The organism is Rhodohalobacter sp. (assembly GCF_034521535.1).
GTDB lineage: Bacteria > Bacteroidota > Rhodothermia > Balneolales > Balneolaceae > Rhodohalobacter.
Map to the genome: position 1 here is coordinate 193,298 of NZ_JAXHMF010000001.1, position 26,560 is coordinate 219,857.

At 44.3% G+C, this 26,560-nt stretch carries 21 protein-coding genes; 15 read left to right on the forward strand and 6 right to left on the reverse strand.

Going from position 1 to position 26,560, the window contains the following annotated elements; all coding sequences use genetic code 11:
• Positions 1-76 precede the first annotated feature (76 nt).
• The 5 genes from U5K35_RS00965 (at position 77) to U5K35_RS00985 (ending at position 7,867) form a co-directional block, all read left to right on the forward strand.
• Positions 77-3,202, forward strand: coding sequence for a TonB-dependent receptor (locus U5K35_RS00965; RefSeq protein WP_322569599.1), 3,126 nt, complete (start codon positions 77-79; stop codon positions 3,200-3,202).
• Between the two features lie 45 nt (positions 3,203-3,247).
• Positions 3,248-4,624: a RagB/SusD family nutrient uptake outer membrane protein gene (locus U5K35_RS00970; protein ID WP_322569600.1), complete on the forward strand. Its 1,377-nt coding sequence runs from the start codon at positions 3,248-3,250 to the stop codon at positions 4,622-4,624.
• 85 nt (positions 4,625-4,709) lie between these two features.
• Positions 4,710-5,576: a cyanophycinase gene (locus tag U5K35_RS00975; RefSeq protein ID WP_322569601.1), complete on the forward strand. Its 867-nt coding sequence runs from the start codon at positions 4,710-4,712 to the stop codon at positions 5,574-5,576.
• Positions 5,577-6,484: 908 nt separating this feature from the next.
• Complete coding sequence (locus U5K35_RS00980; RefSeq protein WP_322569602.1) at positions 6,485-7,375, forward strand: serine hydrolase; 891 nt, start codon at positions 6,485-6,487, stop codon at positions 7,373-7,375.
• Between the two features lie 102 nt (positions 7,376-7,477).
• Complete coding sequence (locus U5K35_RS00985) at positions 7,478-7,867, forward strand: TraR/DksA family transcriptional regulator (protein WP_322569603.1); 390 nt, start codon at positions 7,478-7,480, stop codon at positions 7,865-7,867.
• Positions 7,868-7,871: 4 nt separating this feature from the next.
• On the opposite strand, the gene U5K35_RS00990 is transcribed toward U5K35_RS00985, so the two are convergent.
• Positions 7,872-8,618 (reverse strand): formylglycine-generating enzyme family protein, encoded by a 747-nt coding sequence (locus U5K35_RS00990; protein WP_322569604.1) that lies wholly within the window; start codon positions 8,616-8,618, stop codon positions 7,872-7,874.
• Positions 8,619-8,749: 131 nt separating this feature from the next.
• On the opposite strand from U5K35_RS00990, the gene U5K35_RS00995 reads away from it, so the two are divergent.
• Together U5K35_RS00995 and U5K35_RS01000 are read left to right on the forward strand one after the other, a co-directional pair.
• On the forward strand, positions 8,750-9,952 hold the full coding sequence (locus U5K35_RS00995; RefSeq protein WP_322569605.1) for an NAD(P)-dependent oxidoreductase: 1,203 nt from the start codon (positions 8,750-8,752) through the stop codon (positions 9,950-9,952).
• Between the two features lie 98 nt (positions 9,953-10,050).
• Positions 10,051-10,425: an endonuclease domain-containing protein gene (locus U5K35_RS01000; RefSeq protein WP_322569606.1), complete on the forward strand. Its 375-nt coding sequence runs from the start codon at positions 10,051-10,053 to the stop codon at positions 10,423-10,425.
• A 64-nt stretch (positions 10,426-10,489) separates the two neighbouring features.
• Here U5K35_RS01000 and U5K35_RS01005 read toward each other — a convergent pair whose 3' ends face one another.
• Together U5K35_RS01005 and U5K35_RS01010 are read right to left on the reverse strand one after the other, a co-directional pair.
• Complete coding sequence (locus tag U5K35_RS01005) at positions 10,490-11,713, reverse strand: acetate kinase (protein WP_322569607.1); 1,224 nt, start codon at positions 11,711-11,713, stop codon at positions 10,490-10,492.
• A gap of 11 nt (positions 11,714-11,724) precedes the next feature.
• Positions 11,725-11,964, reverse strand: coding sequence for a DUF3820 family protein (locus U5K35_RS01010; protein WP_322569608.1), 240 nt, complete (start codon positions 11,962-11,964; stop codon positions 11,725-11,727).
• A gap of 169 nt (positions 11,965-12,133) precedes the next feature.
• On the opposite strand from U5K35_RS01010, the gene U5K35_RS01015 reads away from it, so the two are divergent.
• From U5K35_RS01015 to U5K35_RS01040, 6 genes are all read left to right on the forward strand, one after another.
• A complete protein-coding gene (locus U5K35_RS01015; RefSeq protein ID WP_322569609.1) occupies positions 12,134-14,599 on the forward strand; it encodes an ABC transporter permease in 2,466 nt (821 codons plus the stop codon).
• Positions 14,600-14,624: 25 nt separating this feature from the next.
• A complete protein-coding gene (locus U5K35_RS01020) occupies positions 14,625-15,878 on the forward strand; it encodes an efflux RND transporter periplasmic adaptor subunit (protein ID WP_322569610.1) in 1,254 nt (417 codons plus the stop codon).
• 27 nt (positions 15,879-15,905) lie between these two features.
• Positions 15,906-16,595 (forward strand): ABC transporter ATP-binding protein, encoded by a 690-nt coding sequence (locus U5K35_RS01025; protein ID WP_322569611.1) that lies wholly within the window; start codon positions 15,906-15,908, stop codon positions 16,593-16,595.
• A gap of 291 nt (positions 16,596-16,886) precedes the next feature.
• A complete protein-coding gene (locus U5K35_RS01030; protein ID WP_322569612.1) occupies positions 16,887-18,794 on the forward strand; it encodes an ABC-F family ATP-binding cassette domain-containing protein in 1,908 nt (635 codons plus the stop codon).
• 169 nt (positions 18,795-18,963) lie between these two features.
• A complete protein-coding gene (locus U5K35_RS01035; RefSeq protein ID WP_322569613.1) occupies positions 18,964-19,413 on the forward strand; it encodes a nuclear transport factor 2 family protein in 450 nt (149 codons plus the stop codon).
• A 409-nt stretch (positions 19,414-19,822) separates the two neighbouring features.
• Positions 19,823-20,632 carry a carbon-nitrogen hydrolase family protein gene (locus U5K35_RS01040; protein WP_322569614.1) on the forward strand — a complete coding sequence of 270 codons (810 nt, stop codon included), beginning with the start codon at positions 19,823-19,825 and terminating at the stop codon, positions 20,630-20,632.
• A gap of 97 nt (positions 20,633-20,729) precedes the next feature.
• On the opposite strand, the gene U5K35_RS01045 is transcribed toward U5K35_RS01040, so the two are convergent.
• Complete coding sequence (locus U5K35_RS01045; RefSeq protein ID WP_322569615.1) at positions 20,730-21,905, reverse strand: PQQ-dependent sugar dehydrogenase; 1,176 nt, start codon at positions 21,903-21,905, stop codon at positions 20,730-20,732.
• Between the two features lie 214 nt (positions 21,906-22,119).
• Between U5K35_RS01045 and U5K35_RS01050 the strand changes: the two genes are divergently transcribed.
• On the forward strand, positions 22,120-23,088 hold the full coding sequence (locus U5K35_RS01050; RefSeq protein WP_322569616.1) for a serine hydrolase: 969 nt from the start codon (positions 22,120-22,122) through the stop codon (positions 23,086-23,088).
• 82 nt (positions 23,089-23,170) lie between these two features.
• Here U5K35_RS01050 and U5K35_RS01055 read toward each other — a convergent pair whose 3' ends face one another.
• Together U5K35_RS01055 and U5K35_RS01060 are read right to left on the reverse strand one after the other, a co-directional pair.
• Complete coding sequence (locus tag U5K35_RS01055) at positions 23,171-23,554, reverse strand: four helix bundle protein (RefSeq protein ID WP_322569617.1); 384 nt, start codon at positions 23,552-23,554, stop codon at positions 23,171-23,173.
• Between the two features lie 81 nt (positions 23,555-23,635).
• Complete coding sequence (locus U5K35_RS01060) at positions 23,636-25,387, reverse strand: sodium:solute symporter family protein (protein WP_322569618.1); 1,752 nt, start codon at positions 25,385-25,387, stop codon at positions 23,636-23,638.
• Positions 25,388-25,690: 303 nt separating this feature from the next.
• Here U5K35_RS01060 and U5K35_RS01065 point away from each other — a divergent pair, with 303 nt between their 5' ends.
• A complete protein-coding gene (locus U5K35_RS01065; protein ID WP_322569619.1) occupies positions 25,691-26,560 on the forward strand; it encodes a DUF72 domain-containing protein in 870 nt (289 codons plus the stop codon).

Here is a 26,560-nt window from a genome sequence, read left to right on the forward strand (position 1 = left end):
TCAAAAACTAAAAAAAAGCTCAAACACTTCTCTGGCTGTGCCAAATTGTTAACAAAAATCAATAAAAGAGGCTTATATGCTAAAAAAGATACTTTCTATTATTGGCTCGGTTCTGTTAGTAGCTGTTTTCAGCTCGGCAGCCGTTGCGCAATATACAGTCGAAGGTACGGTATCTGATCAAAGTGACGGAGCTCCACTACCCGGGGCAACGGTTATTCTGGTTGATACGAATTACGGAACAGCAACAGATGCTGACGGATATTTTGAATTTACAAATGTTCCTGAAGGAACATACACCCTGAGAATTTCTTTTGTGGGTTACGTTACGCTTCAAAGAAGCATCGATGTAAATCAGGATCTGAACCTGAACTTATCTCTATCGATGGACCAACAGAGTCTTTCTGAGGTAGTTGTTACCGGTTACGGTTCTATTGTACGCGAGCAAATGACCGGTAATATTACCAGCATTTCATCTCGAGAAATCGAAGAGATACCGGTTAACAGTTTTGAATCAGCACTTCAGGGACAAGCTTCCGGTGTATTTATTCAAAAAGGAAACGGAAAATTGGGACAGGGAATTAATATTCGAGTTCGCGGTACCTCATCAGTTTCTGCCAGCAGTCAGCCTCTTTATGTGGTTGATGGTATTCCTGTAACGTCAGAAAGTCAGTCGAGTACTGCATACGGTGATACGAATCCGCTTACAGACATTAATCCTGATGATATTGCATCTATAGAAATACTAAAAGATGCCGCGGCAGCCGCCATTTACGGTTCACGTGCCGCGAATGGTGTTGTTCTTGTAACAACGAAACGAGGCCAGGCCGGTGCTACTCAAGTGAATGTTAGTTTAGAACGAGGAGTCAGTTCACCAACAAACCGTGTTGAGTTCATGAATGCTGACGAATATATCGAGTATTTCCGGGATGCTTCCGGACGTGCAGGTGTTTATAATTTTAACAGAGATGGCAATTCTTACGGCTACTCATCCGAACAAGAAGCATACGATGGCGAAGTAGCTTGGGTAGAAGGATATTGGCTTGATTATTTGGCGACTGGAACAGATTGGCGCAATCGTGAAGTTGACACTAACTGGCAGGATGAATCATTTCAAGATGGTAGTAATACTGATTTATCAGTACAGGTGAGTGGAGGTAATGAGGATACCCGATTTTTCATATCCGGTGGTTTTAGTGATCAAATAGGCATTGTAAGAGCTGATGAATTTAATCGAATGAACGGTCGAATAAATCTGGATCATAAAGCATCAGACCGACTTTCCGTTGGTATGAATTTGGGACTAACCAGAACAGAAAATAGCCGTATTTCTAACGATAATGCGTTTGCGACGCCATTACAGGCAGTTGCACAGGCTCCTATTACACCTCCTTACACACCACAGTTTGAGAATGGTAATCTGGTTGGATATACTGATCAACCCAATAGAAATACGTTGTACTATAACTTTCTGAGACATGTTGAGGGTGTAAATAGTGTCCAAACTGTTTTTAGAAATGTGGGCAATCTTTTCGCAGACTATTCTATTATGCCAAACTTGCAGTTCAGAAGTGAACTGGGGGTAGATTTTTATTTCTCAAATGAAGATTTCTATGCAGATAGAAATACCAGTACTGGTGAAGACACAAATGGTTTTGGAGATTCCAGAATGGTTCAAAATGTTAACTACACGTTGAACAACTATCTGTCTTGGGATACACAATTTGCGGAAGATCATAAAATGACGGCGATTGCAGGTATGAGCTTTGAGGCTTCCGATCGTTATCTAACCTATGTTTCCGGTACAAACTTTCCTACCGATAGTTTTAAAAAACTGCAAAGTGCTGCGGAAATTACAGGCGGTTCAACTTCACTCTCTGAGTATCGATTCCTTTCATACTTTTCACGTGCGAACTACACCTTTAAAGATCGCTACCTCTTCTCTGCAAGTGCACGAGTTGACGGTTCTTCTCGATTCGGTGTAAATGAGCGATATGGATTCTTTCCATCTGTTTCAGGTGGATGGATTATATCACGCGAGGATTTTATGCAGGATATAAACTTCCTTTCTTTCCTGAAGTTCAGAGCCAGTTATGGTCTGACGGGTAATGCGAATATCGGTAACTTTCCATCCAGGGGATTATTCTCAGGAACAGGTTACGCCGGTACATCCGGATTGGCTCCAAGTCAAACGCCTAATCCCGATCTGAAATGGGAGAGAACGGCTCAATACAACTTTGGACTGGACTTCGAACTGGTTGGAGATCGCATCAGTGGTGAGATCGACTACTACGTTAAGAAAACGGATGACCTTCTGCTAAATGTAAATGTTCCATCTACAACCGGCTTTACATCTCAGCTCAGAAATGTTGGTGAACTGGAAAACAAAGGGTTTGAATTTGTTTTGAATACTCACAATCTGGTTGGTGAATTCCAATGGACCTCAAGTTTTAACATTGCGTTTAACAAGAATGAGATTACTAATTTGGATGGCCAAATTATTGAAGGTGGTTTCTTGAACCGCGCCGTAGAAGGCGAACCGATTGCCGTGATGTGGGGTAAAGAGTATGCAGGTGTTAATCCTGATAACGGAGATGCCCTCTACTACCTCCACAGCGAAGATGGAAAGGATTACGATGCCGGAACAACCAACGATTATTCAGAAGCAAATAACGTGGTAATCGGTGATCCGAATCCGGACTTTATAGGTGGTTTAAGTAACCGTTTCAATTACAAAAACTTTGACCTGAATGTACTGCTTCAGTTCGTGTACGGAAACGACGTTTATAATGGCGGTGGCCGATATCAGTCAGCGAATGGTGATTTTCTGGATAATCAAACCAGGGATCAGTTGAACGCGTGGCAAGAGCCAGGTGATGTTACAGATGTTCCTGAAGCAAGATTGTATTATGCAAATGGTTCAAATCCATCATCACGATATATTTCTGATGCTTCATATTTGAGGCTGAAAAATGTAGTTCTTGGTTATTCTTTACCACAGAGCGCATTGGATAGAATGGGACTACGACGTGTTCGGTTGTATGTGACAGGAGTTAATCTGTTGACATTTACCGATTATACAGGTTGGGATCCAGAGGTAAATACAGATAGCTATGATAACTCTAACAACCTGAACATCGGAAACGATTTCTATTCCGCACCGCAGGCCCGCACTATTTCATTCGGTGTAAACATTGGCTTTTAATCCAAATAAGTCATTGTAAATCCAAAAGTTTTTAAATCTACTATTATGAATAAACTAAAAATCTATATAAGCGCATTAGCAGTGGCCTTGTTGCTTTTTCAGGGCTGCGATGGTTTGCTTGATGTGGAACCGAAGCAATCTTTAGATTCTGAACTAGCGCTGACCAATGCGGATAACGTAAAGTCAGTATTGATAGGAGGATATGACGGATTGGGATCAGCCGACCTATATGGTGGTTGGTATCAAATGACAGCTGATTTCTTAGCTGCAGATGATGAATTCACATTTTCCGGTACGTTTTTCCAGCCACGAGAGATTATCCAAAAGAACATTCTTTATGATAACTCCTTCATAGCGGATACATGGGAATCTTCGTACGAAACAATCAACATACTCAATAATGTGATGTCTGCTCTCGATCTTCTTGAAGGAGCCGACCGATCAAGAGTAGAGGGTGAAGCCCGGTTGATGCGTGGAATGATCTACTTTGAAATGGTTCGCTTTTTTGGAGCCCCATACGAAGCGGGTCAGGCAAACAATCAACCAGGAGTACCTTTGATATTAACCCCTACTAAGGAAATTAATGAGGAAGCCAATGTTCCGCGAGCATCTGTTGATGCCGTTTATGATCAGATCCTAGAAGATTTAACGGAAGCCAGAGATCTTCTGGATGATGTAAATCCGGTAGAACCTTACTATGTAAACTCTATGGTAGCTAGTGCTGTACTTTCAAGAGTGCACCTTCAACGAGGTGAATATGAGGAAGCCCGCGATGAAGCGAGTCGGGTAATTGAATCTGAACTTTATCAACTGCAACCAACATTTGCCGATGTCTTCAACCAGTCTGAAAATACATCTGAAGATATTTTTGCAATGCAGAATAGCGCTCAGGATGGTACTAACAGTTTTTATACCTACTACAGTGCCAGCAGTCGTGGCGATATTGATATCAGTCAGGATCACTTGGACGAGTACGAGGCAAATGATGATCGTCTAAATCTGTTCTATATTGATCCGGATGATGGGGTAACCGTTCGATCCGGTAAGTGGAATCGTGCGACTGATGACCAGGTAAATGTAATTCGATTGGCGGAAATGTATCTGACTCGTGCAGAGGCAAATTTCAGATTGGGTGAGGTTGAGGGAGACACTCCTTTAAATGATCTCAATGAAATCAGAGATCGAGTTAATCTTCCGCTGTATGTACTTCCAACAGATTTTGACCTGGATGATATCTTGCGGGAACGTAAACTGGAATTGATGTTTGAGGGCAATTTGCTTCATGATATCAAAAGAACAGAACGCAACGTAGGTCCATTGCAGTATAACGCTCCTAAATTGGTTCTTCCAATTCCTGAGCGGGAACTGAATGTAAACCCTGAGCTTTGCCAAAACGCTTCCTATCAAGGACCTGCATGTTAGGCTAGTTTGTGATCTATGATCTCACAAAGCACCGGAACTTAATGTTTCGGTGCTTTTTTAATTTTAAACGATCGTTTAAGAGAAGATGAAAAATTTACTGTTAATTTTATTATTGATTATATCAACAGGATTGATTGCCTGTGACTCAAATAAAGATGAAAAAGCTACAGTTGAAGCGGAAGGGTCTCTGCTAATCATTGGCGGTGGCAGCCGACCTGATGTGATGCTCGACCGGATTATTGAAGAGACAGGTCTTGATGATGGTGAGAATTATGCGATTGTTTTAACCATGTCTGGCTTTAACCCGGATACGTCGGGTTATTATGGTGAGAGACAGTTCAGGGAGAAGGGAGTTGAAAATATCCGATCGTATGATTTTGAACGCCGAGACTCTTTTTCAGAATCAGCTGCGGATTCACTCAAAAATGCGGCTCTGATCTACATAACCGGTGGATCGCAATCCCGGTTTATGGAAGCTGTAGATGCCGTTCCTGAAATTGCGGGAGCCATTGAAAATGCGTATCGGACCGGAGCGATGATTGCAGGGACCAGTGCCGGGGCAGCGATTATGAGTAAAATCATGATTACGGGAGATCAGGCCAACTACCCGGAATACACTTCAACGTTTTATCATCTGGAAAAAGACAACATGGTAACCGCCGAGGGACTTGGGTTGATTGAAGGCGTGATTGTGGACCAGCACTTTGTTGAGCGGGCCAGGAATAATCGACTGCTAACGGCCGTGATGGAGTACCCCGATCACAAAGGAATAGGCATCAGTGAGTCAACTGCGATTTTGGTGAAGGGGAACAGTGCAGAAGTGGTAGGGAATTCACAGGTATTGGTGTATCAAAATCGATCCGGCGAGGCCGGGGTTCAAAACGGAAAGCTTGGGGCAAGGAATATTCAGTTAGATATCTACCTGCCGGGGGAGACTTTTTCGATCCAATAATTAGTTTGTCAACTTCCCCCTTCGAAGGGGTTAGGGGGATGACAAAACATGAAACTCACTTTAAAAAATGATTTGAGAAGGGTATACAGAGAATGGCCACCACTCCGAGGTTTTCCCAAAAGGTGCATTTGATAAAGGGATACCATAATTATTTAACTCAAGTTCCGCAAAATGGAGGTGTAGTGGCTACAAAATAAGTTTCATTTAAAAGTGATTAAAATAGTTCATGTCATCCCTTTTTAGATGCAAACCTTTTTTTTGCCGGTCATTCATTCTTTAGTATGTTTTGAAGCAGCAATTTGTACACAAAATGAATGGCGTTCACCTTTTAAGGGATGAAACCAGCCCCGTTTCGGGGCGGCATATCCGTAGCCCCACAGGTTCACAACGTGAATCTGTGGGGTAGAGAAGAGGCCGAATATTCAAAGAAGCACCGTAGGTGCGGCATGTTTCGAATTCTGAATTCAATCTCAATTGTAAAATCAACCCATATATTCCGCACCTACGGTGCTTCCATGTTCGGGTTCGCCTTTTGCCCCATGGCCAACGCTTTGCGCTGACCATGGGCTACGGACATGAGGCACCTCTGGTGCTTGGTTTTTCCACGAAGACTCAAGGACACGAAGCAGCACGAAGAAATTGTGCTACAAACATTTAAAATTAATCCATAATTCAGCTAATCAACCCCCTGCTCTCCTCCCGAAAGCTTTCGGGATCGGGATCGCTCTCCCCCTTCAAAGGGGGAAGAACACCCCTCGCCTTCACTCTGTTACGGCACTCCCCTCAAGGGGAGAATTTGTGAAAAATTGAAAATCTAACATCAATTGCATTCAAATAAGAATTAACCGGAAAAGTTCTCCTGTTTTCATATTTTCTGTTACGATAAATTTTAGACTACAAATTCTGTTATGTATAAATATCTACTGATTGCTCTACTGTTCGTTTCAGCATGCTCATCTCCTGAATCTGTTGATCAGCTAAAGGCTGACATTGAAAACCATATCGAGGATGAAGAGGGAACTTTTGGAATCTGGTTTCAGCATCTGCAGAATCCGGACCAGCATTTCGCTATCAATGCAGATACTCTTTTTCATGCGGCAAGCACGATGAAAACACCGGTAATGATTGAACTGTTTCGCCGGGCTGAAGCCGGGGAATTTGATCTGTCGGACTCCATCAAAGTAGAAAACAGATTCTACAGCATTGTTGATAGTTCTGAGTTTCAGCTGACACTCGACCCGGAAGGTGATGATCCGTTTGAACGCCGGGAAGGCGAAATGGCCACGATTTACGATTTGAATCACGCGATGATTACCTACAGCAGCAATATTGCAACCAACCTGATTATTCAGCTCGTTGGAGCAGAGGAGACCACGGAAACCATGCGTGAACTTGGAGCTAAAAATATTCAGGTACTTCGAGGGGTGGAAGACTTGAAGGCATTTGATCGGGGATTGAGCAACCGGACAACACCAAGGGACCTGGGAATCATTTACGAACATATTGCAAACGGTACGGCAGTCAGTGCAGAAATGGACAGTTTAATGATTGAGGTTCTGAAAGATCAATATTATCAGGATGTGCTGCCTGAATATCTGCCGGATGATGTGGTTGCTGCGAACAAAACAGGTTTTATTACAGGTGTTCGTCACGATTCGGGAATATTTTATCTGCCCGACGGACAGTCTTATGTTCTTATTTTTCTGTCTAAAGAGCTGCCCGATGAAGACAGAGGCCGGGATGTTGGCCGTGAAATCTCATTGATAATTTACGACTGGCTAACTGAGAGGGATCAGTAAACCTTTGATCCACATACTGGCGGACTCACATTATCTTAAGAAACTCATTGTGCCTCAAAATCATTGTTATAATTAGAAGATTAAATGAAACAATGATTTATTATGTCTACTCAAAAAACACCGGTAAATAACACTTCATTAACTGAAAAAGAGCTGGATCATTTTAAAGAAAAACTTGATCAGGAAAAGCAAGAGACCGAAGCTCAGATTCAGGAGCTCAAAGACAGTTTTGATTCACTGAATAACACCTCAGATGATGTGCAATCTTCACAAGACCATCATCAGGCCGATTTAGGCACAAAGGAGAATCGAAAAGCAACGATCTTGAAAGGGATTGAGAAACAGAAAGAAAAACTGGATCAGATTATTGTGGCGCTAGACCGGATGGAGACCGGTAACTATGGAATATGTATTGACACCGGTGAGCCGATTCAAAAGGAACGCCTGGAAGCTATTCCCTATGCGATCAGAAGCGTAGTTGCAAAAGGTTGATCTATTAGGCGGATTCGACACATCTGAACCCTATCGTGTGGTCTTCGAGTTCTGCTAATACTCCAACCCTCCAATACGTTCGCAGTACGTTATCTTGCTGATTAAAGCTCCCTCCGCGAATAACACGCATTGCGCGTTCGTCAAGCGGATAGTATTGGATGGAGTCGGGTTCGGTTTTATAAAATGGGTAGTAATCACCTATATATTCAGCAACGTTTCCGCTCATATCAAAAAGTCCCAAACCATTAGGTTCTTTGGTGCCTATATGAAAAGTGTATCCGCCACTATTATTTTTATGGCGTGCAACATGATCCAGGCTGTCGGGGTCTGAAGTGCCTGCGTATATCTCTTTTTTACCACCCGAACGTGCCGCATATTCCCACTCCTGCTCAGTTGGCAATCGATATCCATACGCATTACAGAAATCAAGTGCGTCGTACCAGTTCACGTAAATAACGGCTCTTTCTCCGCGCCCTCTGCCGTCATCGCGCGGGAGTTTTCTTCCGGTTGCGCTTGCAAAAGCGTCATACTGCCGGTAGGTGACTTCGAAGGTGCCGATATAGAAATCGGGCAGGGTGACTTCATGCAGCGGTAGCGAGTCGTCATTTTCTTCTTTAATCACATCACCCATCATAAAAGTACCGCCTTCTACATGGGTCATGTCTAGTGGTTTAAGCTGAGACTGAAGGGAGGGCTTGAAAAGTGCGCAACCAACCAAAAATAACAAGACAACGAGAGCAATGTATTTCATAGTACTAAGTATTTAGTAGAATATAAGCCGGTGTTTCAGGAACTCCAAAATAAGAGCCGATTTCTTTGTAGAAAAAAAGCCTTTACGTACATTTAGATAAAATTCAATCATATTAAAAAAGAGATGAGATTATGAATGTTACCATAGCAGATAAATTGCCGGATGAAGCGGTTAAACAGCTGGAAGAGATGGGGCTGAAAGTGGACAATAATCCGGGACTGAAAGAAACAGATCTAGAAAACGGACTGCCGGATGCGCAAGTTTTAATGGTCAGATCAACGGTTGTAAACAGTGAATGTATTGAAAAAAGCCCAAGGCTGAGCCTGATTATCCGGGCCGGCGCAGGGGTAAACAATATTGATATAGAAGCTGCAAGCGGTAAGGGAATCTATGTTGCCAACTGTCCGGGAAAAAATGCAATTGCTGTTGCGGAACTAACCATGGGGCTGATTTTGTCTCTTGACCGATTTATTCCACAGAATGTATCCGATTTTAATGCCGGAAAATGGAATAAAGCCGCATACTCAAAAGCGGATGGCCTGTTTGGTAAAACGATAGGCATTATTGGCACGGGTATGATTGGTCAGGAAGTGATTAAGAGAGCTCAGGGATTTGGCCTGAATGTAGTGGCATGGTCGAGGTCTCTAACTCCTAAGATGGCAGATAAGATGGAAATTGAATACGCGAGTTCTATTGAGGAAACTGCAAAAGCATCCGATATTCTGAGTGTTCACCTTGCGATGAATGCGGAAACCAGGGGAATTATTTCAAAAGAGATTTTATCTGCTTTAAAAGACGGAGCAATGTTCATCAATACATCAAGAGACGGTGTTGTAGATGAGGATGCTCTGTACAATGAGGTGAAAAGTGGAAGATTAAAAGCAGGTTTGGATGTATTTAGCGATGAACCGGAATTTAAAGAAGGGGAGTTTGAGAGCCGTTTCCAGAGATTAGATAACGTGTGTATCACGCATCACATTGGAGCCAGTACCTATCAGGCTCAAATGGCGGTTGCCGATGATGCCGTGGATATTGTGCGCGGATATCTTCAGGAAGGAAAAGTACGAAACTGGCTGAACCGGTGTGAGCATACAGAGTCACCATGGCAGCTGGTAGTGCGCCACTATGATAAGCCCGGCGTAATAGCGAACGTGATGAACGAGCTGAAGAGGGCAAAAATAAACGCTCAGGAGCTTGAGAATGTAATATTTGATCGAAAACTGGCCGCTTGCTGTACCATTCAGTTGGATGCAGAACCGACTGAGAAAGTGCTGCAAAACATTCGTACACGCCAGGACGAAGTAATTAGCGCGATGCTGGTGCCGAGGGGTTAGGTTTGAAAGAGTATTCGTCAGGTTTCCCCTCTTGAGAGGGGATTAAGGGGTGTGTAAATTTTGTAAGTATTTTGATTAATTCGTGTCATATATATGACATGAAAAGACCAATAATACCATACAATCCCAAATTGAAAGAAAGAGCCAGAGAGTTACGTAATAACTCTACTCAAAGTGAAAGAATTCTCTGGAAATATCTGAAAGGCAATCAAATGTTAGGATATGACTTTCATCGTCAAAAACCCGTTAACAATTTTATTATCGATTTCTTTTGTCAGGAACTTTATTTAGGAATTGAACTCGATGGATACAGTCATCTATTTGAAGAAAAATCAATCTATGACATAAAAAGAGAGAAAAAATTAAAAAGCCTTGGAGTTGAAATTATACGTTTTTGGGATGAGGAAGTTTTCAATGATATTGATAATGTTCTTCGTGTTATAGAACATGTTGTTCTTAAAAGTCTAAAGTGAAATTTTAGATTTCACTTTAGACTAACACACCCCTCAATCCCCTCTCAAGAGGGGAGGTTAAAATCTACAACCACGGACTTTGATGCGTTGCCTGTGCAATTTTAGCGGCGTCAATGGCAATTACCAGTTCCTCGTTGGTTGGAATAACGTAGATGTCGGTTTTTGAGTCATCGGCACTGATCTTCTGAATTTCACCTCTTTTTGCATTTTGATTTTTTTCGGAATCGATTTTTATGCCCATGAAGTCTAAATTGGACAGTACACGTTCTCGGATTTCAGCAGAATTCTCTCCTATTCCTGCTGTAAAAATGATGGAGTCGCAACCGTTCAGAGTGGCGATATACGATCCGATATACTGTTTTACTTTATTACAGAAGACATCCACAGCCTGCTGGCATCGCCGGTCTCCATTTCGGGCTTCTTCAAGCAGATCACGCATATCGCTGGCATAGCCGCTCAGCCCAAGCAGTCCGCTGTGTCTGTTCAGGAGCGCGTGGAGGCTATTCATTGTAATCTCTTCTTTCTCCATGATGTAAAAAAGGATGGAAGGATCGAGGTCGCCACTTCGTGTTCCCATTACGAGGCCCGAAAGTGGCGTGAAACCCATAGAAGTATCGACGGACTTTCCGCCATCAATTGCAGCAATAGAAGCTCCGTTACCAAGATGACAGGTAATCACTTTTGTATCTTCAACGGGCTTGTCAGTTAATTTAAAATACTGCCGGCTGACGTAGTAATGTGATGTCCCGTGAAATCCATACTTACGAATTTTGTATCGCCGGTAGAGACGATTCGGAATTCCGTACAGATAAGCTTTTGCGGGAAGTGAATGATGAAATGCCGTGTCAAAAACGGCCACATGTGGAATTGTGGGGAGATGTTTTTTTGCAGCTTCAATCCCTTTTAAATTATTGGGATTGTGAAGCGGAGCCAGGTCAAAGGCCTCCTCTATGGCGTGTGTAACATCTTCATTAATCAATACGGAATCTTTAAACATCTCGCCACCGTGCACAACACGATGTCCAACCGCTTTGATATCTGAAGGAGAAGAGATAATCTCATTTTTTTCATTGAGCAGGTAGTTCATGATCTCCTGCAGAGCCTCTTCGTGATTGGCAATGACCTTTGTGGTTTTCGTATGCTTTTTATCATCAGGCTCGTGCTTTACTATGGAAGTTACAGCACCGATCCTCTCCACCATCCCCTTGCAAACATCCCGCTGTTCTTCGGTTTCAATCAGATTGTATTTAACAGATGAACTTCCGCAGTTAATGACTAGTACCAGCATGTCTAATTTCCTTAATAGTTATTTTGTTGATGATTTATCTCTTTTTTAATTGGATCAAGAATGTGATCGAGCCCATTGGTTTTTATTTCATACATAGTTGCCAGTTGCTGCCCTAAAACGCCACCGGGAAACCCTTCTCTATGAAACCACTCCAGGTAGTGAACCGGAAGTGAAGTGATTTTTCTGCCTTTAAATTGCCCGAAGGGCATTTTGGCAACCACGAGTTTATATAAAAAAGTACGATCAAACATAATTTGGACTCATTTCAACACAGTCTTCAATGTAGGAAATCTTTGCAAAGAGAGTGTTAAGGATCAACGTATAATTAAATAAATGTTAAAAAATATCTTTTTTGTAACAGCCTGCTGCTTCGCTACTCTTGATTAAGTAAGGACGGCTTTAGGACTATCGGATAAAGGTATGGGAGCGCACAGGATAAATTTATTATTCATTTTAAAGATTGCATTCAGGAACTGGAGAAGAACACCTCTTTTTTCCATTGTAAATCTTTTAGGGCTGGCGGTAGGTATTGCAAGCTGCCTCCTTATAGGTATCTATGTGCTGAATGAGCTATCATATGATGAGTATCATGAAAACAGTGACAGAATTTACCGTGTTACTCAGGCCCTTCTAAATAACGGTGAAGATGACGGGCGGTCAGTTTCTACTCCTTTCCCGTTAAAAGGTGTTATAGACAATGAACTGCAGGGCAGCGTAGCCGAAACGGTAAGATTTTTTGATTTGGAAAGCGAAAGTGTTTCCATCAAAAATCCCGAAAATAATGTTGTGATCCGTCAAAACAGGTTTTTCTTCACGGATCCGGAAGTTTTTCAAGTATTTGATATTAACCTGATCAGAGGTGATTCAGGCCAGGTTTTATCTGAACCGAATTCCGTTGTCATTTCAGAAAATGTGGCATCGATCTACTTTGGGGATGAGGATCCAATGGGTAAAACATTTCACTTTGAGGGCAGGATTGCCCTGACCGTAACAGGTGTGATGGAAAACTGGCCCCAAAACTCACACTTTAAAGCTGATTTTTTAACCCCGTTTTCTACCCTTCGAAATCTATGGGGAAATTATGAACAGCTGGTTTCCAGATGGAGATGGAACCCGGTTTGGACCTACATACTTACTGAACCCGGCGTGGACGATCAACAACTTGAACAAAGTATTGTTGAGATATCGGATCCGTTTTACGATGAGTATTTTACCGGTTCAGAATCCGTGGACTTAGCTCTTCAGCCTCTTGAGGATATTTGGTTAACAGCTGGCCTCGATTCGGAAATTGAACCGGTCAGTAATTCAGTAAATGTTTATCTATTCGGTCTTGTGGCCATCTTCATTTTAACCCTGGCATGTATCAATTTCATAAACCTTTCTACAGCCTCTGCCCTGCGACGGTCGAAAGAAGTTGGAGTGCGAAAAGTACTGGGTGCCGAGCGCTCCGGAATAGCCGGTCAATTTTTAGTTGAATCCATCATTTTTACATTTGCGGCATTTTTAGTGGGGATTCTAATCGGATGGCTTGCTTTTCCCTATTTTGAAATGTTTACAGGAAGAGAGCTAATGTCGGCTAACCTGGATCTTCCGGAAATTGTCTTTTCCATTTCTGTATTTATCGTTGTAATTGCACTTCTGGCCGGGTTTTACCCATCCGCGGTTCTCTCTTCATTTAATCCGATAGAAAGTCTTCGCGGCAAACAATCGAAAGGAAAAAAAGGCACACGGGTAAGAAAAGCACTGGTGCTGGTTCAGTTCTCCATTACGGCAATCCTGCTGATCGGTACTTCACTGGTCTACTTTCAACATCAACATCTCCAGCAGAAGGATCTTGGGTTTGATACGGAACAGATAATTGCCGTACCGGTCTATTTAACAAGCGCAATATGGTCTTACGATGAACTAAAACAGCGAGCTCTGTCTCACTCCTCAATTCTCCAGGTTTCGGGTGTTCAAGCACTGTTTGGCAGTTCGAACTTTTGGAAATATGATTATACCCCGGATGATACAGGCGGTGAAGACGCCCCGTCTTTCAGCAAACTTTTTGTTCTCCATGATATACTGGAGACAATGGACATCGATATTATTGCCGGCCGTGATTTTTCCGAAGATTTTTCAACAGACGGAGAGCAGGCTCTGTTGGTTAATCGTGAGATGGTCGACTATATGGAGTGGGGCGATCCGGAAGATGCTATCGGCAGAACGTTCAGAGATCCAAATGGAGAGCGATACTCAGTAGTGGGTGTTACCGAGAACTTTAATCACACATATCTCCGAAGAGAATTGGAGCCTTTAATTCTTGATCTTCCTGCAAATACCACTCAGCTTATAGCGAATATTGAATACATGAAAGTGCGCCTGGCACCGGGTAATCCGTCTGACGCCATCGAACACCTTCAAACCATTTGGGCTGAATTGGATCAAACTCACCCATTCGATTACTTTTTTGTTGATGACCGCCTGAACCAGCTTTATGAGCCTGAGCAGAAAGTCGCCTCGGTAATGGGAGTATTTGCGCTGATCGCTATTTTTGTGGGCAGTATCGGATTACTTGGCCTGGCTTCATATTCCGTAAAAGTTCGGGAAAAGGAGGTGGCGATACGAAAAGTCTTGGGCCTGTCAGCTCCGGGTGTGTTTTATCTGCTTTCAAAAGATTATGTGATGCTTATTGTGATAGCGCATTTGATTGCACTGCCTGTCATCTACTTTGCCGCGGACGGCTGGCTGGCGAATTTCCCGTATCGTATAGAGCTGATGTACTATTTAATGATCACTTTTGTAATGAGTTTAGTCATATCCCTATTGATCAGTATCGGGACGATCAGTACTCAATCAGTCAAGGCGGCTCTGCTCAATCCGGCTGAAAGCCTGAAAAATGAATAATTGTAGTTTTAGTTAACGTCGTTTCATGGATAAGAAAATTGAAAAAAAGAAAACATCCCCCATCAGAATTGCAGGATATATTCTGATAGCGGCAATCGTTCTGTTTGTTCTTTACAACTACTTTGGCAGTGATAAGGGATCGTCAGTTACGGTAGACAGGCAGCGGGTGATGATTTCTGAAGTCACCGAAGGAGTGTTTCAGGAGTTTGTTGATGTATCCGGTACTGTTCAGCCTATTCGTACAACCTATCTTGATGCAGTTGAGGGTGGAGTTGTGCAGCAGATTTTTGCGGAGTCGGGAGAGATTGTGGAAGCGGGGGATACGGTTGTAGTTTTGACAAATTCTTCTCTTCAGCTCAGTGTGCTTCAGCAGGAAGCCGGAATTTACGATCAAATCAACAACGTGAGGAATTCACGGCTGAATCTGGAGCAGAATCATCTCAATCTGCAAAAAGAGCTGTCGGATTCGAAAACACGGCTTGAGCTGGCTAAATCAGCTTATCAACGCGACAGTATTCTTTTTACGAAGGAGCTGATTTCACTGCAAGAATATGAAGAGTCTGAACTGGAGCATGCATTTCAGAAAAGCCGATTTGACCTGAATTACGAATCCTTCAGGCGCGATTCCGTTCAGATGGACCAGCAGCTTTCTCAGCTCAATCAATCTGAGCAGCGAATGTGGCGCAGTCTGGATGGGGTTCAGCAGATTCTGGACAATCTGATTGTTACCGCACCGATTTCGGGGCAATTGTCAACCATGGAGCTCGATCCCGGTTTATCCATTCAGCAAGGCGAACGGATTGGGCAGATTGACCAGCTGGATGGGTTTAAAGTACGGGCCGGAATCGATGAGTTTTACCTGGCAAGGGTAGCTCCCGGCCAATCCGGAAGTTTTGAGTTTGCAGGCGATACATACAATGTTGTTGTTGAACGGGTCTACCCGGTTATTCAGGATGGACAATTTCAGGTCGACTTTCAGTTCGTTGAAGAAATTCCGCAGACTCTTCGCCGCGGGCAGTCGGTACGGATACGGCTTGAGCTTGGCGACTCCGGAATGGCGCTTTTACTTCCAAGAGGCCCATTTTTTCAGCAGACCGGCGGAAACTGGGTTTTTGTAATGGATGAAGGAGAAAACCGCGCAGTAAAACATGCCGTTCGATTAGGCCGATCCAATCGCGACTTTTTTGAAGTGATTGAAGGATTGGAACCCGGCCAGGACGTCATTACGTCCAGCTATGACGCCTTTCAGCAGGCTGATGTACTGATCCTTGAGGATTGAAATAACTATAAAGTAATACCAGAGAAGATGATCAAAGCAGAAAACCTGACAAAAATTTACAGAACCGATGAGATTGAGACCACGGCGTTGAACCGTCTGAATCTGGAGGTTCGGGAAGGTGAATTTGTTGCGATCATGGGGCCGTCCGGTTGTGGTAAATCTACACTGCTGAATATTATGGGATTGCTGGATAGTCCAACAGATGGAAGCTACCGGTTTTTGGGAGAGGAAACATCCGGCTACTCCGAGCGGGACCGGGCCAGGCTGAGAAAAGGAAATGTAGGTTTTATTTTTCAGAGCTTTAATCTGATTGATGAACTGACGGTATTTGAAAATGCAGATCTGCCTCTGCAATATTTGGGATTAAAAGCGTCGGAAAGTAAAGTAAAAGTGGAGAAGGCGTTGGATAAAATTGGAATGATGTCCCGTAAAAATCACTTTCCACAACAGCTGTCAGGTGGCCAACAGCAGCGGGCTGCAATTGCGCGGGCCGTAGTTACAGAGCCCAAATTAATTTTGGCAGATGAGCCAACCGGGAACCTCGATTCGGGTCATGGAAAAGAGGTAATGGAGCTTTTGAAAGAGCTCAACGAACAGGGCACCACAATCGTAATGGTCACACACTCACCAATTGATGCAGAGTACGCCAACCGAATTATTCATCTAAAAGATGGAATGATTGCAGAGGGAGAGCCGGTCTATCAGACAGGCAGTTAAATAAACATTTCTATATTTATTAGATGGCGAGGTTGGACGGAAAAAACCTTATTTTCAGTCCTGAAAACCTGAGGGCGGTTTATCTTAAATAAATCGTGTAGCAGCAAATTTCCCCTCCTTTTTAAGGAGGGGACTAAGGGGTGGTTGAGTATTGCATTTAAGTTTAAATCGAAGTCGAAAATTTTAACTGATAACCGCTCCAATCCTTCTTAAGGAGGGGAGCCCTATACGTTCATAAATAATCACTAGTGCTCAGGATTGAATCGCATTGAAAATTGATTGACTCGTCGCATGACCTATCTGACTGTTGAAAACCTATCTAAAAGTTTCGGCACAAAAATTCTGTTTGAAAAGATCACCTTCGGCCTTTCGAAAGGGGATAAAACGGCGTTGGTTGCCCCAAACGGGACCGGTAAATCTACGCTGTTAAAAATTATTTCCGGTAAAGAGGTTCAGGATACCGGTGAAGTGATGTTTCAAAGTGATATCAAAATTGGGTATCTGGAACAGGAACCTGAGCTTAATCCGGATCTTACCATTCAGGAGTATATTTCGCAAGGGCATACAGATCTGGCCAATGTTGTGTTGCGGTATGAAAAAGCGGTAGAGGCTCAGGCTGAAAATTTCAATGAAGAAAATCAGGAAGAGTACATGCGGGCAAGTGCCGCGATGGATGCTGCCGGCGCATGGGATTATGAGCAGCGGCTGGAGCAGATATTAAGCCGGCTTGATATTCACGATCTTGAAAGATCAATTAATACGCTATCGGGCGGTGAGAAGAAGCGGGTGGCCCTGGCATTTGTACTGCTGGATGATCCCGATCTGTTGATATTGGATGAGCCGACAAACCACCTCGATCTGGATATGATTGAGTGGCTGGAAGATTACCTGGCTAAAAGCTCGGTCACACTTTTGATGGTGACTCACGATCGTTATTTCCTCGATCGGGTTTGTAATCACATATTGGAGATGGATGCCGGAAAGCTCTACAATCACAATGGGAATTACGCCTATTATCTGCAGAAGAAGGCTGAGCGCGAAGAGCAGGAGAGGGTGGAGATGAAAAAGGCGGGACAGCTTTTCAAGAAGGAGCTGGAGTGGATGCGTCGACAGCCAAAAGCCCGGACCGGAAAATCGAAATCCCGGATTGATGCATTTCACAAGACAAAAGAGAAAGTAAACCAAAACAGTGATGAGAGTGAGCTGGAACTGGACGTATCGATGCAGCGGATGGGCGGACAGATTCTGGAGATGGAGAATATTTCCAAATCGTATGATGATCTCGTGATCCTGGATGATTTTTCATACTCCTTTAACCGCGGTGAAAAAATTGGAATTATCGGTAAAAACGGAGTCGGGAAAAGTACATTTCTGAAAATTATTACCGGAGAAGAGGAGGCGGACTCAGGTGATATCAACACAGGGCAGACGATTCAGTTTGGTCACTATCGTCAACAGGATGTGGATTTTGATGAAAACAAGAGGGTGATTGATGTGATCAAAGAGGTCGCCTCGGTTATTCAGATGTCGGATGGTTCGCAAATCTCGGCGTCTCAATTTCTGGAGCATTTTCAGTTTCCGGGTTCGCTGCAGTACACTCCGGTTGGAAAACTTAGCGGTGGAGAGAAGCGGCGTCTCGCCCTGATGATGGTTCTGATACAAAATCCCAACTTTTTGATTCTGGATGAGCCTACCAACGATTTGGATCTCACCACCATGCAGAAAATTGAAGATTTCTTAAGGGGATTTGGCGGCTGTCTGATTGTGGTCTCGCACGACCGGTTTTTTATGGACAAACTGGTGGATCACTATTTTGTGTTTGAAGGAGACGGTGAGATTCGGGATCATCACGGTACCTATATGGAATATCGGGCACTGAAGGATGCCGAGGATGTAGAACAGCGGCGTATTGAACGTGAGAAGAGATCTCCCAAAAAAGAGGACAAAAAGGCGAAGCCAAAGCCGAAGAAGAAAGAGTCTGATGGACTGACCTATAAAGAGCGTAAGGAGTTTAACAAGCTCGAGAAAGAGATCGCCAAGCTCGAAGAGGAGAAAACAAAGCTCGAAAAAGAGATGGCAGGCGGTTCGCTTGATCCGGAAGAGCTTCAGAAAAAATCAGAACGGTATGGAGAGATTTCAGATGAGATCGATGAAAAGTCGATGATATGGCTGGAAATGGCAGAAAGGGATGAGGGTTGATTGAATATTGAATAATGAACAGAAGAATGTCGAATAATGAAGGTGTAAGAATTCTTGAATTTTGCCTTTCACAGCGCCCTTCGCGCCTCTGCGGTTAATATTCAGATGTTGTCAGATTGGTTTGAGTTTACCTATACTTGAATAAATCAACATTCAAAAACAACTCATTATGAAAAGATACCTGCTGTTATTTCTGATTTTTATCACTCCTTTAACACTTCTGGGCCAAACTGAACAGGAAGAGCGGGAGACCCTCACTGAACTCCTGAATGAATTTCTGGAAGGTGCATCCTACAACGACGCTGCCACTCATGATCGTTTTTGGGCGGAGGATCTGATCTACACCGGATCAAATGGGAACCGTATTGCTAAATCGGATATCATGAGCGGTGTGAATGAAAATCCTGATCGAAGTGAAGAACCCGAAACCCTGTATTCGGCAGATGAAATTCAGATCATGCTGTTTGATGATACTGCGGTTGTGGCTTTTAAGCTGGTGGCTGAGTTTGAAGATCCGAATGAATCAACCCTCTACTTTTATAACACCGGTACGTTTGTGAAAAGAGACGGCCTCTGGAAAGTGATAGCCTGGCAGGCCACTTCGATTCCTGAAGAATGAGATTTGACTCACCCCTCTAAAATCCCATATAGGCTTAACATGATTAGTATGTTATGATGGATATTGAAGTGTAAATTTGCCTCCTTTCCAAGAAGTGAGATCCTAGGGTAAATGAGCGTTAAAACATAATTTCGAGGAGCGATTTTATATCCCTCTCGTATCTGATGGAAACAGTGATCTTCACCATCAAGGCCGAGTCTTCGTTCTTTAAGTAAAGAAGACTGGAATTCTATTTCAAGCGGATTCAATCGAACATTATAAAGTTTTGTTTACATGAGTAATGTCAGCCCCTTGCCCCTCCCTCCAGCGCAAAAGAGCACTGCAAGGAGGGGAGGCTTATTTTCAGCATTTCTATGAACCAAAAAATTTAAGCTTGGTTTTGAGACAGCATTAAAAAGAGGATTATATAATGAAGAAAATCAAAGCAGCGGCCATTCAATTAAATAGCCAGCCTGATGTAAATGTCAGCCTGAACAAAGTTGAAAAGCGAGTCAGGGAAGCGGCAGAAGCCGGGGCGAAACTAATCTGCCTGCCGGAGAACTTTGCATTTCTGGGTGACGAGCGAGAAAAACTGAAACAGTCTGCCGAAATTTCTAAACAGGTTGAAAAGAGACTGCCGGAGCTGGCAAAGCAATTTGGCGTGACTATCAACGGGGGTGGATATCCCACGCAGGCCGGCAACGGTAAAATCTATAACCGTTCGATTGTGGTGAATCCGAATGGCAAAATTGTTGCGACCTATGATAAAATCCATCTGTTCGATGTGGATATATCGGATGAGGAGACCTGGAGGGAATCGGATACGGTACAGGCAGGAAAGCGTGAAGCGGTGGTTTACAAATCTGATAATCTCCCTGCAATCGGTCTGTCGATCTGCTATGATCTTCGCTTTCCCGAGCTCTATCGAAAGATGGCAGATGAGGGTGTGGAAATCATTACAATTCCATCTGCCTTTACCCGGCCAACCGGTGAGGCACACTGGGAGCCAATGATGCGAACCCGGGCCATCGAAAACAGTTCATTTCTGATTGCAGCGGCTCAAACGGGAGTGCATGGAGAAAAACGAAAAACCTGGGGGCATTCGATGATTATCGACCCATGGGGCAAAATATTGGCGGATGCCGGAACCGAACCCGGTGTAATCTACGCTGATCTGGATATGGAGTATCTGAAAGAGGTGCGTAAAAAATTGCCTTCGTTGGAGCATCGGGTGTTGTGATTTTTTTCAGGATATGATAGTAAAAAGTCTCCCCTTGAGGGGAGTACCGTCGTGAGACGGGGAGGGGTGTTTCTCTGAGACATTTAATGTGGAGTTTCTATTCCGGTAAAATCCGAATAAGTTCTCCATCATCATGGGCGGTTAAAACGTAGATAAATCCATCCGGTCCTTGTTTGACATCCCGTACTCTTCGGCCAATTGGAATCTTTTCTTCGCCTATCACTGACTCTCCGTCTAAAATAATTCTCCGGACCTGTTCGCCCTGAAGTCCGCCGCTGAAGAGATCTCCCTGCCATTCAGGGAATGCATCGCCGGTGTAAAACAGGAGGCCGCTGGGTGCCTGAGCCGGAGTCCAGACTACTTTGGGATCCACCATGCCGGGCTTTGATGTTTCACTTGTGATTTTTGTATACCAGTACTCCCGGCTGTAGGTAACTTCAGGCCAGCCGTAATTTTCTCCCGATTTGATCAGGTTGAGTTCATCGCCGCCGCGTGAACCGTGCTCGTTTGCCCAGAGAGTGCCTGACTCATCATCATATGCCAGACCCTGAATATTGCGATGGCCGTACGACCAGATTTCGGGCATCGCATCCGGATCATCCAAAAACGGATTCTCTTCAGCGGGCTCACCGTTCTGTGTGAGATGCAGAATTTTTCCAAGATGAGAATCAAACATCTGGGCATGTTCGCGACTCAAAACATCTCCGGTTTTAACGGGACGGTTTCCGCCATCACCTACGGAGAGTGCAAAGGTCGAATCAGATGTCCAGACAATGCGGGATCCGAAGTGCTGGTTGCTGTCTTTGTTGGGTGTAACCCTGAAGATCTCTTCTGTATTTTCCAATCGTTGTTCTTCAACATTTAAAACTGCACGGACTACTGCGGTTCGGTTGGAATCTTTATCACCTGATGCATAGGTAAGGAAAACCCGGCGATTTTCGAGATAAGCAGGATGAACGGAAACATCCATCAAACCGCCCTGACCGTCAACGTAGATTTCGGGCAGACCGCTGATTTGCATCGGCTCAGCTTGGTAGTCCTCAAAGTAGAGCAGATTTCCGTTGCGTTCGGTAATCAAAAAAGTGGAATCGGTCAGCCAGGTTATGGACCAAGGCTGTTCAAGGTTTTCGATCACGGTTTCTGTTTTCCAGCCTTCAGCTTCCGGAGCATCACCGCTTAAGGGAATCGGTCCTTCAGGCATGGCACAGCCGTAAATGAATAAGATGAAAATGATTGTAAACGTAAGTGCGATTGAGTTTCGATATTCGTTCATTTTTATGTCGGCTGGTTCAAATATTTAAAAAAGAAACGGTTGATTTGGAATGAAGATTCCTAAGTGGCGGTTTTTGAGATGGTTCATCAATATAATTCAGGGAATGTATTTCTCGCAGAGGTTCGCTGAGAATTCCGCTAAGTTTCGCAGATTGTTTTAAACTAAATAATTGTAGTAAATGCGGTTCAACTTTAAACAAATTTTCGTAATCCCAATGCTGCTTATCGCGGCTCAGGTTGTGAATGCCCAATCAGCCAATGAACTGAATGGGGTTCTGGAATCAGCTTTTGAGATCGGTTCAGTTGAAAGTGTGATGATTGAGAAAGATGGAGAGATCATTGCACAGAAGTTTGAGGGCAGGATGGGGCCGGAACGAACCACAAATATTAAGTCGGCATCAAAAAGTATTGTCTCACTGCTTGTAGGTATCGCTATTGAAGAAGGATATCTGGAGGGTGTGGATCAGCCGATTGGGGAGTTTTTTGAGGACTATTTTTCTGAGAATCCCGATCCGGAAAAGGAAGCCATTACAATTGGAGATCTGATAACCATGCGGGGCGGTTTGGAGTCGACGAGTATTCGGAATTACGGTCGCTGGGTGGTGAGCGATAACTGGTACCGATATGTACTCGAAGGTGATATGACTGCCGAGCCCGGCGGACGAATGATCTACAGCACGGGTTCCACGCATTTGCTATCCGTTATTCTGACCCGTGCTACGGGAATGAGCACGCGAGTTTTTGCTAACCGGTATCTTTTTGATCCAATGGATATCAACCTGGGCGGATGGGATCGTGACCCGCAGGGGTACTATTTTGGTGGAAACAACATGGCGATGAGTCCGGCTGATATGTTGAAAATTGGCAGAATGATGATGAATATGGGAGAGTGGCAGGGCGAGCAGATCGTACCGCAGGAATGGATTCTGGATTCAGTAAAAACCTACACCCGCAGCAATTACAATCCGTATGATATGGGCTATTTATGGTGGCGCAGACCGGTTAATGGCTACGAGGCAATCTTCGCTTGGGGACACGGCGGGCAGTACATCATGATGATTCCCGAACTGGATGTGGTGATGGCGATTACGTCAAATTTGGCACAGGTTCAGGGGAGAGGTCACCAGCGGGCGCTGTTTCGGTATCTGGAGGAGGATTTGATTCCGGTTTTGAGTGAGATGTAAAACGAAAGACGGCAAAAGTGAAAGGGCAAACGTGAAACATTGATTCACATAGTTCACGGGAGAATATGATGTATCACTTAAATTAATAAGTACTGCTAATCATTTTGCTAAGCATAGCAAATGTTGCGTTTAGGGAATTCTCTATTCTTAATAGATCCGTTGATTTTAAGTACCCTAATTCTAAAGATATTTCATATTGGGTGTCTAATTCTACGAGAGAGGATCTTGCAATTTCGTAAAATCTTGCTCTTTCTGTTTTAGACTTTCGTGCTGCACCCTCGCTTATGTTGGAAGCGATTGATATAGCAGATCTTCTCATTTGTGATACTAATCCAAACTTTTCATTATCTGGAAATCGAGTTGTTAGTCGGTAGGTTTCTTTTACGGCAATAATACTTTGTTGCCAAACTTTTAAATTTTTGTGATTTAGATTAAGCATAAATGTTGGATTTTGTTCTGGATTCATCTGTATGACACGAATCTTTGTCAATCCTTACAATTTATTTGACAATGTTTCACGTTTGCCTTCTGCTGTTTCACCCAAAGATCAAATCTTCCTCACCACGTACCACAATCCGCCCATTCCCAGAAGGAAGAATCCTGATCCCATCCAGCCTGAGCCAAAGAAGATCTCTCCCATCCCGAACAGGATGGCGATAATCGATGCGGCACTGATGGCGGCGTAACTCAGTCCGGGTAAAAGTGAGTAGGTCTGCTCACCTGCAGTTTGAAACCGGCTCCATCCCGGTCCGCCTGGCTTGACTCGATCAAAAAAGGATTGAAGGGTTTCCTCGTCGGCAGGTTTGGTCAGAAACGTAACGGCGATCCAGATGATGGTTGCGAAGATGGTGGTGAAAATCATCTGCTGGGCGAAGTCGTCATATCCAAGAAATTTGGTAAGGGCAAAGCCGGTGGCTGCAGCGGCCATTGCGGCAATTTCACTCCAGGCGTTGATTCGCCACCAGAACCATCGAAGCATGTAGACCAGGCCTGTCCCGGCGCCGATCGAGAGAATCGCCTCCCATCCGCCGCGAACGGTATCAAACATGAGGGAGACAAGAGCCGCAGCAACCATCATCAGCAGTGTGACCCATCGGGAAATTTTCACATAGTGGAGCTGGGCTTTCTCTTTGGATTCAAACTCAGATTCCGGTTTCAAAAACGGCTTGTAGAAGTCGTTGACCACATACGACGCGCCCCAGTTCAGGTGCGTGGAAACTGTAGATATAAAAGCGGCAAGAAATGCAACGGCGAGCAGACCGAGGAGTCCGGGTGGAAGCAGATCCAGCATAAGTAGCGGGTAGCCCGTTTCGGGATCATCCAAGTTTGGATAGACCACCAGTGCCACGAGGGCAACCAAAATCCAAGGCCACGGGCGAAGCGCAAAATGGGCGACGTTAAAAAGAAGTGTTCCGCCAACCGCGTTCTTCTCATCCTTGGCTGAGAACATCCGCTGTGCGATATAACCGCCACCTCCGGGTTCAGATCCGGGATACCAGGATGCCCACCACATCATCCCAACCCAAACCAGAGCCGTTGCAATTGCAATGTCAGGGCTTGTGAGCGGATTAATAGAGAGCATGTGATGACCGGTGCCGAACATGTCGGTCAGCTCTGCTTTCAGATTGCCGAGTCCGCCGATATGATCCACGGCAAACCAGGCCAGCAGGATTGATCCGCCCATGGCGATGATGAACTGGATAAAGTCGGTCACAATCACACCCCAAAGTCCTGAGAAAGCGATATAGATTCCGATCATCAGGTACATTATCAGGATAATTACCCACTCACCGGCCAGGTTAAAAGTGCCAACTTCAATGACAAGATTTTGCACACCAAACAGCACGGTGATGATTTTGGCCATTCCCACGGTGACCCATCCCAGAATAATACAATTGATTGGGAAGGCGAGGTAGAGCGAACGGAAGCCTCGAAGAATGCGGGCAGGCTTGCCGGAGTAACGAATGCTTATAAACTCCACATCGGTAATCACATCGGCTCGTTTCCAGAGCTTGGCGTAGAGAAACACGGTGATGAGTCCGGAGAACATGAAGTTCCACCAGATCCAGTTTCCGGCAATTCCCTCGCTGGCCACGATTCCGGTAACGGCCAGCGGGGTGTCGGCAGCGAAGGTGGTTGCCACCATGGAGATACCGATCAGCCACCACGGCAGATTTTTGCTTCCGGTAAAATAGTCCTCAAGAGTTTCCTGTCCGCGCTTCTGGGCGTAGTAGCCCACAATAACCATAATGGCGATGTAGCCGGCAATAACGGTGAGATCGAGCCAGTTGAAAGGCATGTATAACGTACTGTTTGGTTGATGATGTTAACAGCTTCGAAGTTAGCAGATGAGAAGGGAAAAGCAAATGTTTAGGTGAAAAGTGAAAAGGTAAAAGGTTTTGATCTGACAGCACCTACCGGATCTGTCAGCGTCAGGGGTTTAAAATTACAGAGTAAACTCCGAAACCGGATATATTATAACTGTCTGTGTTCAGGTTATCTATACAACAGCCCGAAAATTTATTCTGATCCCCCACATCTTCCATCGGAATTTTGTTTATTCCATTCAGGTTGGACTCAGTAAAGGATAAACGACCGTAATATGGCGATCAGAAAATATCATATCGGACTTACCCAGTGGGGATTCAAGGAGTGGAAGGGCAACTTTTTTACGGATGATGCCAAGCCGGATCAGTTTCTGAAGCAGTACGCTTCTGTGTTCAACTCGGTGGAGGGGAATACCACGTTCTATCGTGCACCAACTGTTGAAACGGTGAAAAAGTGGGGCGAGCAGGTTACGGATGAATTTAAATTCTGCTTCAAGTTTCCGCAATCCATTACCCACTATAAGCGACTGAAGGATGTGGAAGATGAGGTAAACTCCTTTCTGGATCTGTTTGATCCGATCCGTAATAATCTCGGCCCTTTTCACATTCAGCTCAGCTCACAGTTCTCCTACAACGAGATGGAAAAACTGGAGACGATGATTGAAAATCTGCCGCCGCACCATCACTATGCCCTTGAGGTTCGCCACCCCGACTTTTACGATAAGGGCCGGAAGGAACATCACCTGGAAAATCTGATGAAAAGCTACCGGATTGATCGCGTGGTGTTTGATACGCGCAGGCTTCACTCATTGAAAAGTGATGATCCGTCCATCAAGACAGCTCAGGGTAAAAAGCCGCAGATGCCGGTCCGGTTTGATACCACCGGAAACAAGCCGTTTATCCGTTTTGTGGGAGCCAATGATATTCTGAATAACGAATCGTACCTGAAGGAGTGGGCGATTATTACGGCCGACTGGATCCGCGAGGGCAAGCATCCTTACATTTTTATTCACTCTCCCGACACGCTTTACGCTCCAAAACTGGCCCGCTACTTTCACAATGAGCTCTCAAAGCTGATTGAGCTCAACCCAATGCCGGCGTGGCCGATCGATAAAAAAGATGAACAACTCGGACTTTTTTCATGA

What these genes read in the sequence shown, in the direction of transcription:
- U5K35_RS01050 (WP_322569616.1), top strand. Translation starts at nt 22,120, where the DNA reads ATGCTGCTTATCGCGGCTCAGGTTGTGAATGCCCAATCAGCCAATGAA.
- U5K35_RS01005 (WP_322569607.1), bottom strand. Translation starts at nt 11,713, where the DNA reads ATGCTGGTACTAGTCATTAACTGCGGAAGTTCATCTGTTAAATACAAT.
- U5K35_RS01000 (WP_322569606.1), top strand. Translation starts at nt 10,051, where the DNA reads ATGAAAAGACCAATAATACCATACAATCCCAAATTGAAAGAAAGAGCC.
- U5K35_RS00995 (WP_322569605.1), top strand. Translation starts at nt 8,750, where the DNA reads ATGAATGTTACCATAGCAGATAAATTGCCGGATGAAGCGGTTAAACAG.
- U5K35_RS01010 (WP_322569608.1), bottom strand. Translation starts at nt 11,964, where the DNA reads ATGTTTGATCGTACTTTTTTATATAAACTCGTGGTTGCCAAAATGCCC.
- U5K35_RS00965 (WP_322569599.1), top strand. Translation starts at nt 77, where the DNA reads ATGCTAAAAAAGATACTTTCTATTATTGGCTCGGTTCTGTTAGTAGCT.
- U5K35_RS01015 (WP_322569609.1), top strand. Translation starts at nt 12,134, where the DNA reads ATGGGAGCGCACAGGATAAATTTATTATTCATTTTAAAGATTGCATTC.
- U5K35_RS01060 (WP_322569618.1), bottom strand. Translation starts at nt 25,387, where the DNA reads ATGCCTTTCAACTGGCTCGATCTCACCGTTATTGCCGGCTACATCGCC.
- U5K35_RS01055 (WP_322569617.1), bottom strand. Translation starts at nt 23,554, where the DNA reads ATGAATCCAGAACAAAATCCAACATTTATGCTTAATCTAAATCACAAA.
- U5K35_RS01065 (WP_322569619.1), top strand. Translation starts at nt 25,691, where the DNA reads ATGGCGATCAGAAAATATCATATCGGACTTACCCAGTGGGGATTCAAG.
- U5K35_RS00985 (WP_322569603.1), top strand. Translation starts at nt 7,478, where the DNA reads ATGTCTACTCAAAAAACACCGGTAAATAACACTTCATTAACTGAAAAA.
- U5K35_RS00990 (WP_322569604.1), bottom strand. Translation starts at nt 8,618, where the DNA reads ATGAAATACATTGCTCTCGTTGTCTTGTTATTTTTGGTTGGTTGCGCA.
- U5K35_RS00970 (WP_322569600.1), top strand. Translation starts at nt 3,248, where the DNA reads ATGAATAAACTAAAAATCTATATAAGCGCATTAGCAGTGGCCTTGTTG.
- U5K35_RS01035 (WP_322569613.1), top strand. Translation starts at nt 18,964, where the DNA reads ATGAAAAGATACCTGCTGTTATTTCTGATTTTTATCACTCCTTTAACA.
- U5K35_RS01030 (WP_322569612.1), top strand. Translation starts at nt 16,887, where the DNA reads ATGACCTATCTGACTGTTGAAAACCTATCTAAAAGTTTCGGCACAAAA.
- U5K35_RS01020 (WP_322569610.1), top strand. Translation starts at nt 14,625, where the DNA reads ATGGATAAGAAAATTGAAAAAAAGAAAACATCCCCCATCAGAATTGCA.
- U5K35_RS01040 (WP_322569614.1), top strand. Translation starts at nt 19,823, where the DNA reads ATGAAGAAAATCAAAGCAGCGGCCATTCAATTAAATAGCCAGCCTGAT.
- U5K35_RS01025 (WP_322569611.1), top strand. Translation starts at nt 15,906, where the DNA reads ATGATCAAAGCAGAAAACCTGACAAAAATTTACAGAACCGATGAGATT.
- U5K35_RS00975 (WP_322569601.1), top strand. Translation starts at nt 4,710, where the DNA reads ATGAAAAATTTACTGTTAATTTTATTATTGATTATATCAACAGGATTG.
- U5K35_RS00980 (WP_322569602.1), top strand. Translation starts at nt 6,485, where the DNA reads ATGTATAAATATCTACTGATTGCTCTACTGTTCGTTTCAGCATGCTCA.
- U5K35_RS01045 (WP_322569615.1), bottom strand. Translation starts at nt 21,905, where the DNA reads ATGAACGAATATCGAAACTCAATCGCACTTACGTTTACAATCATTTTC.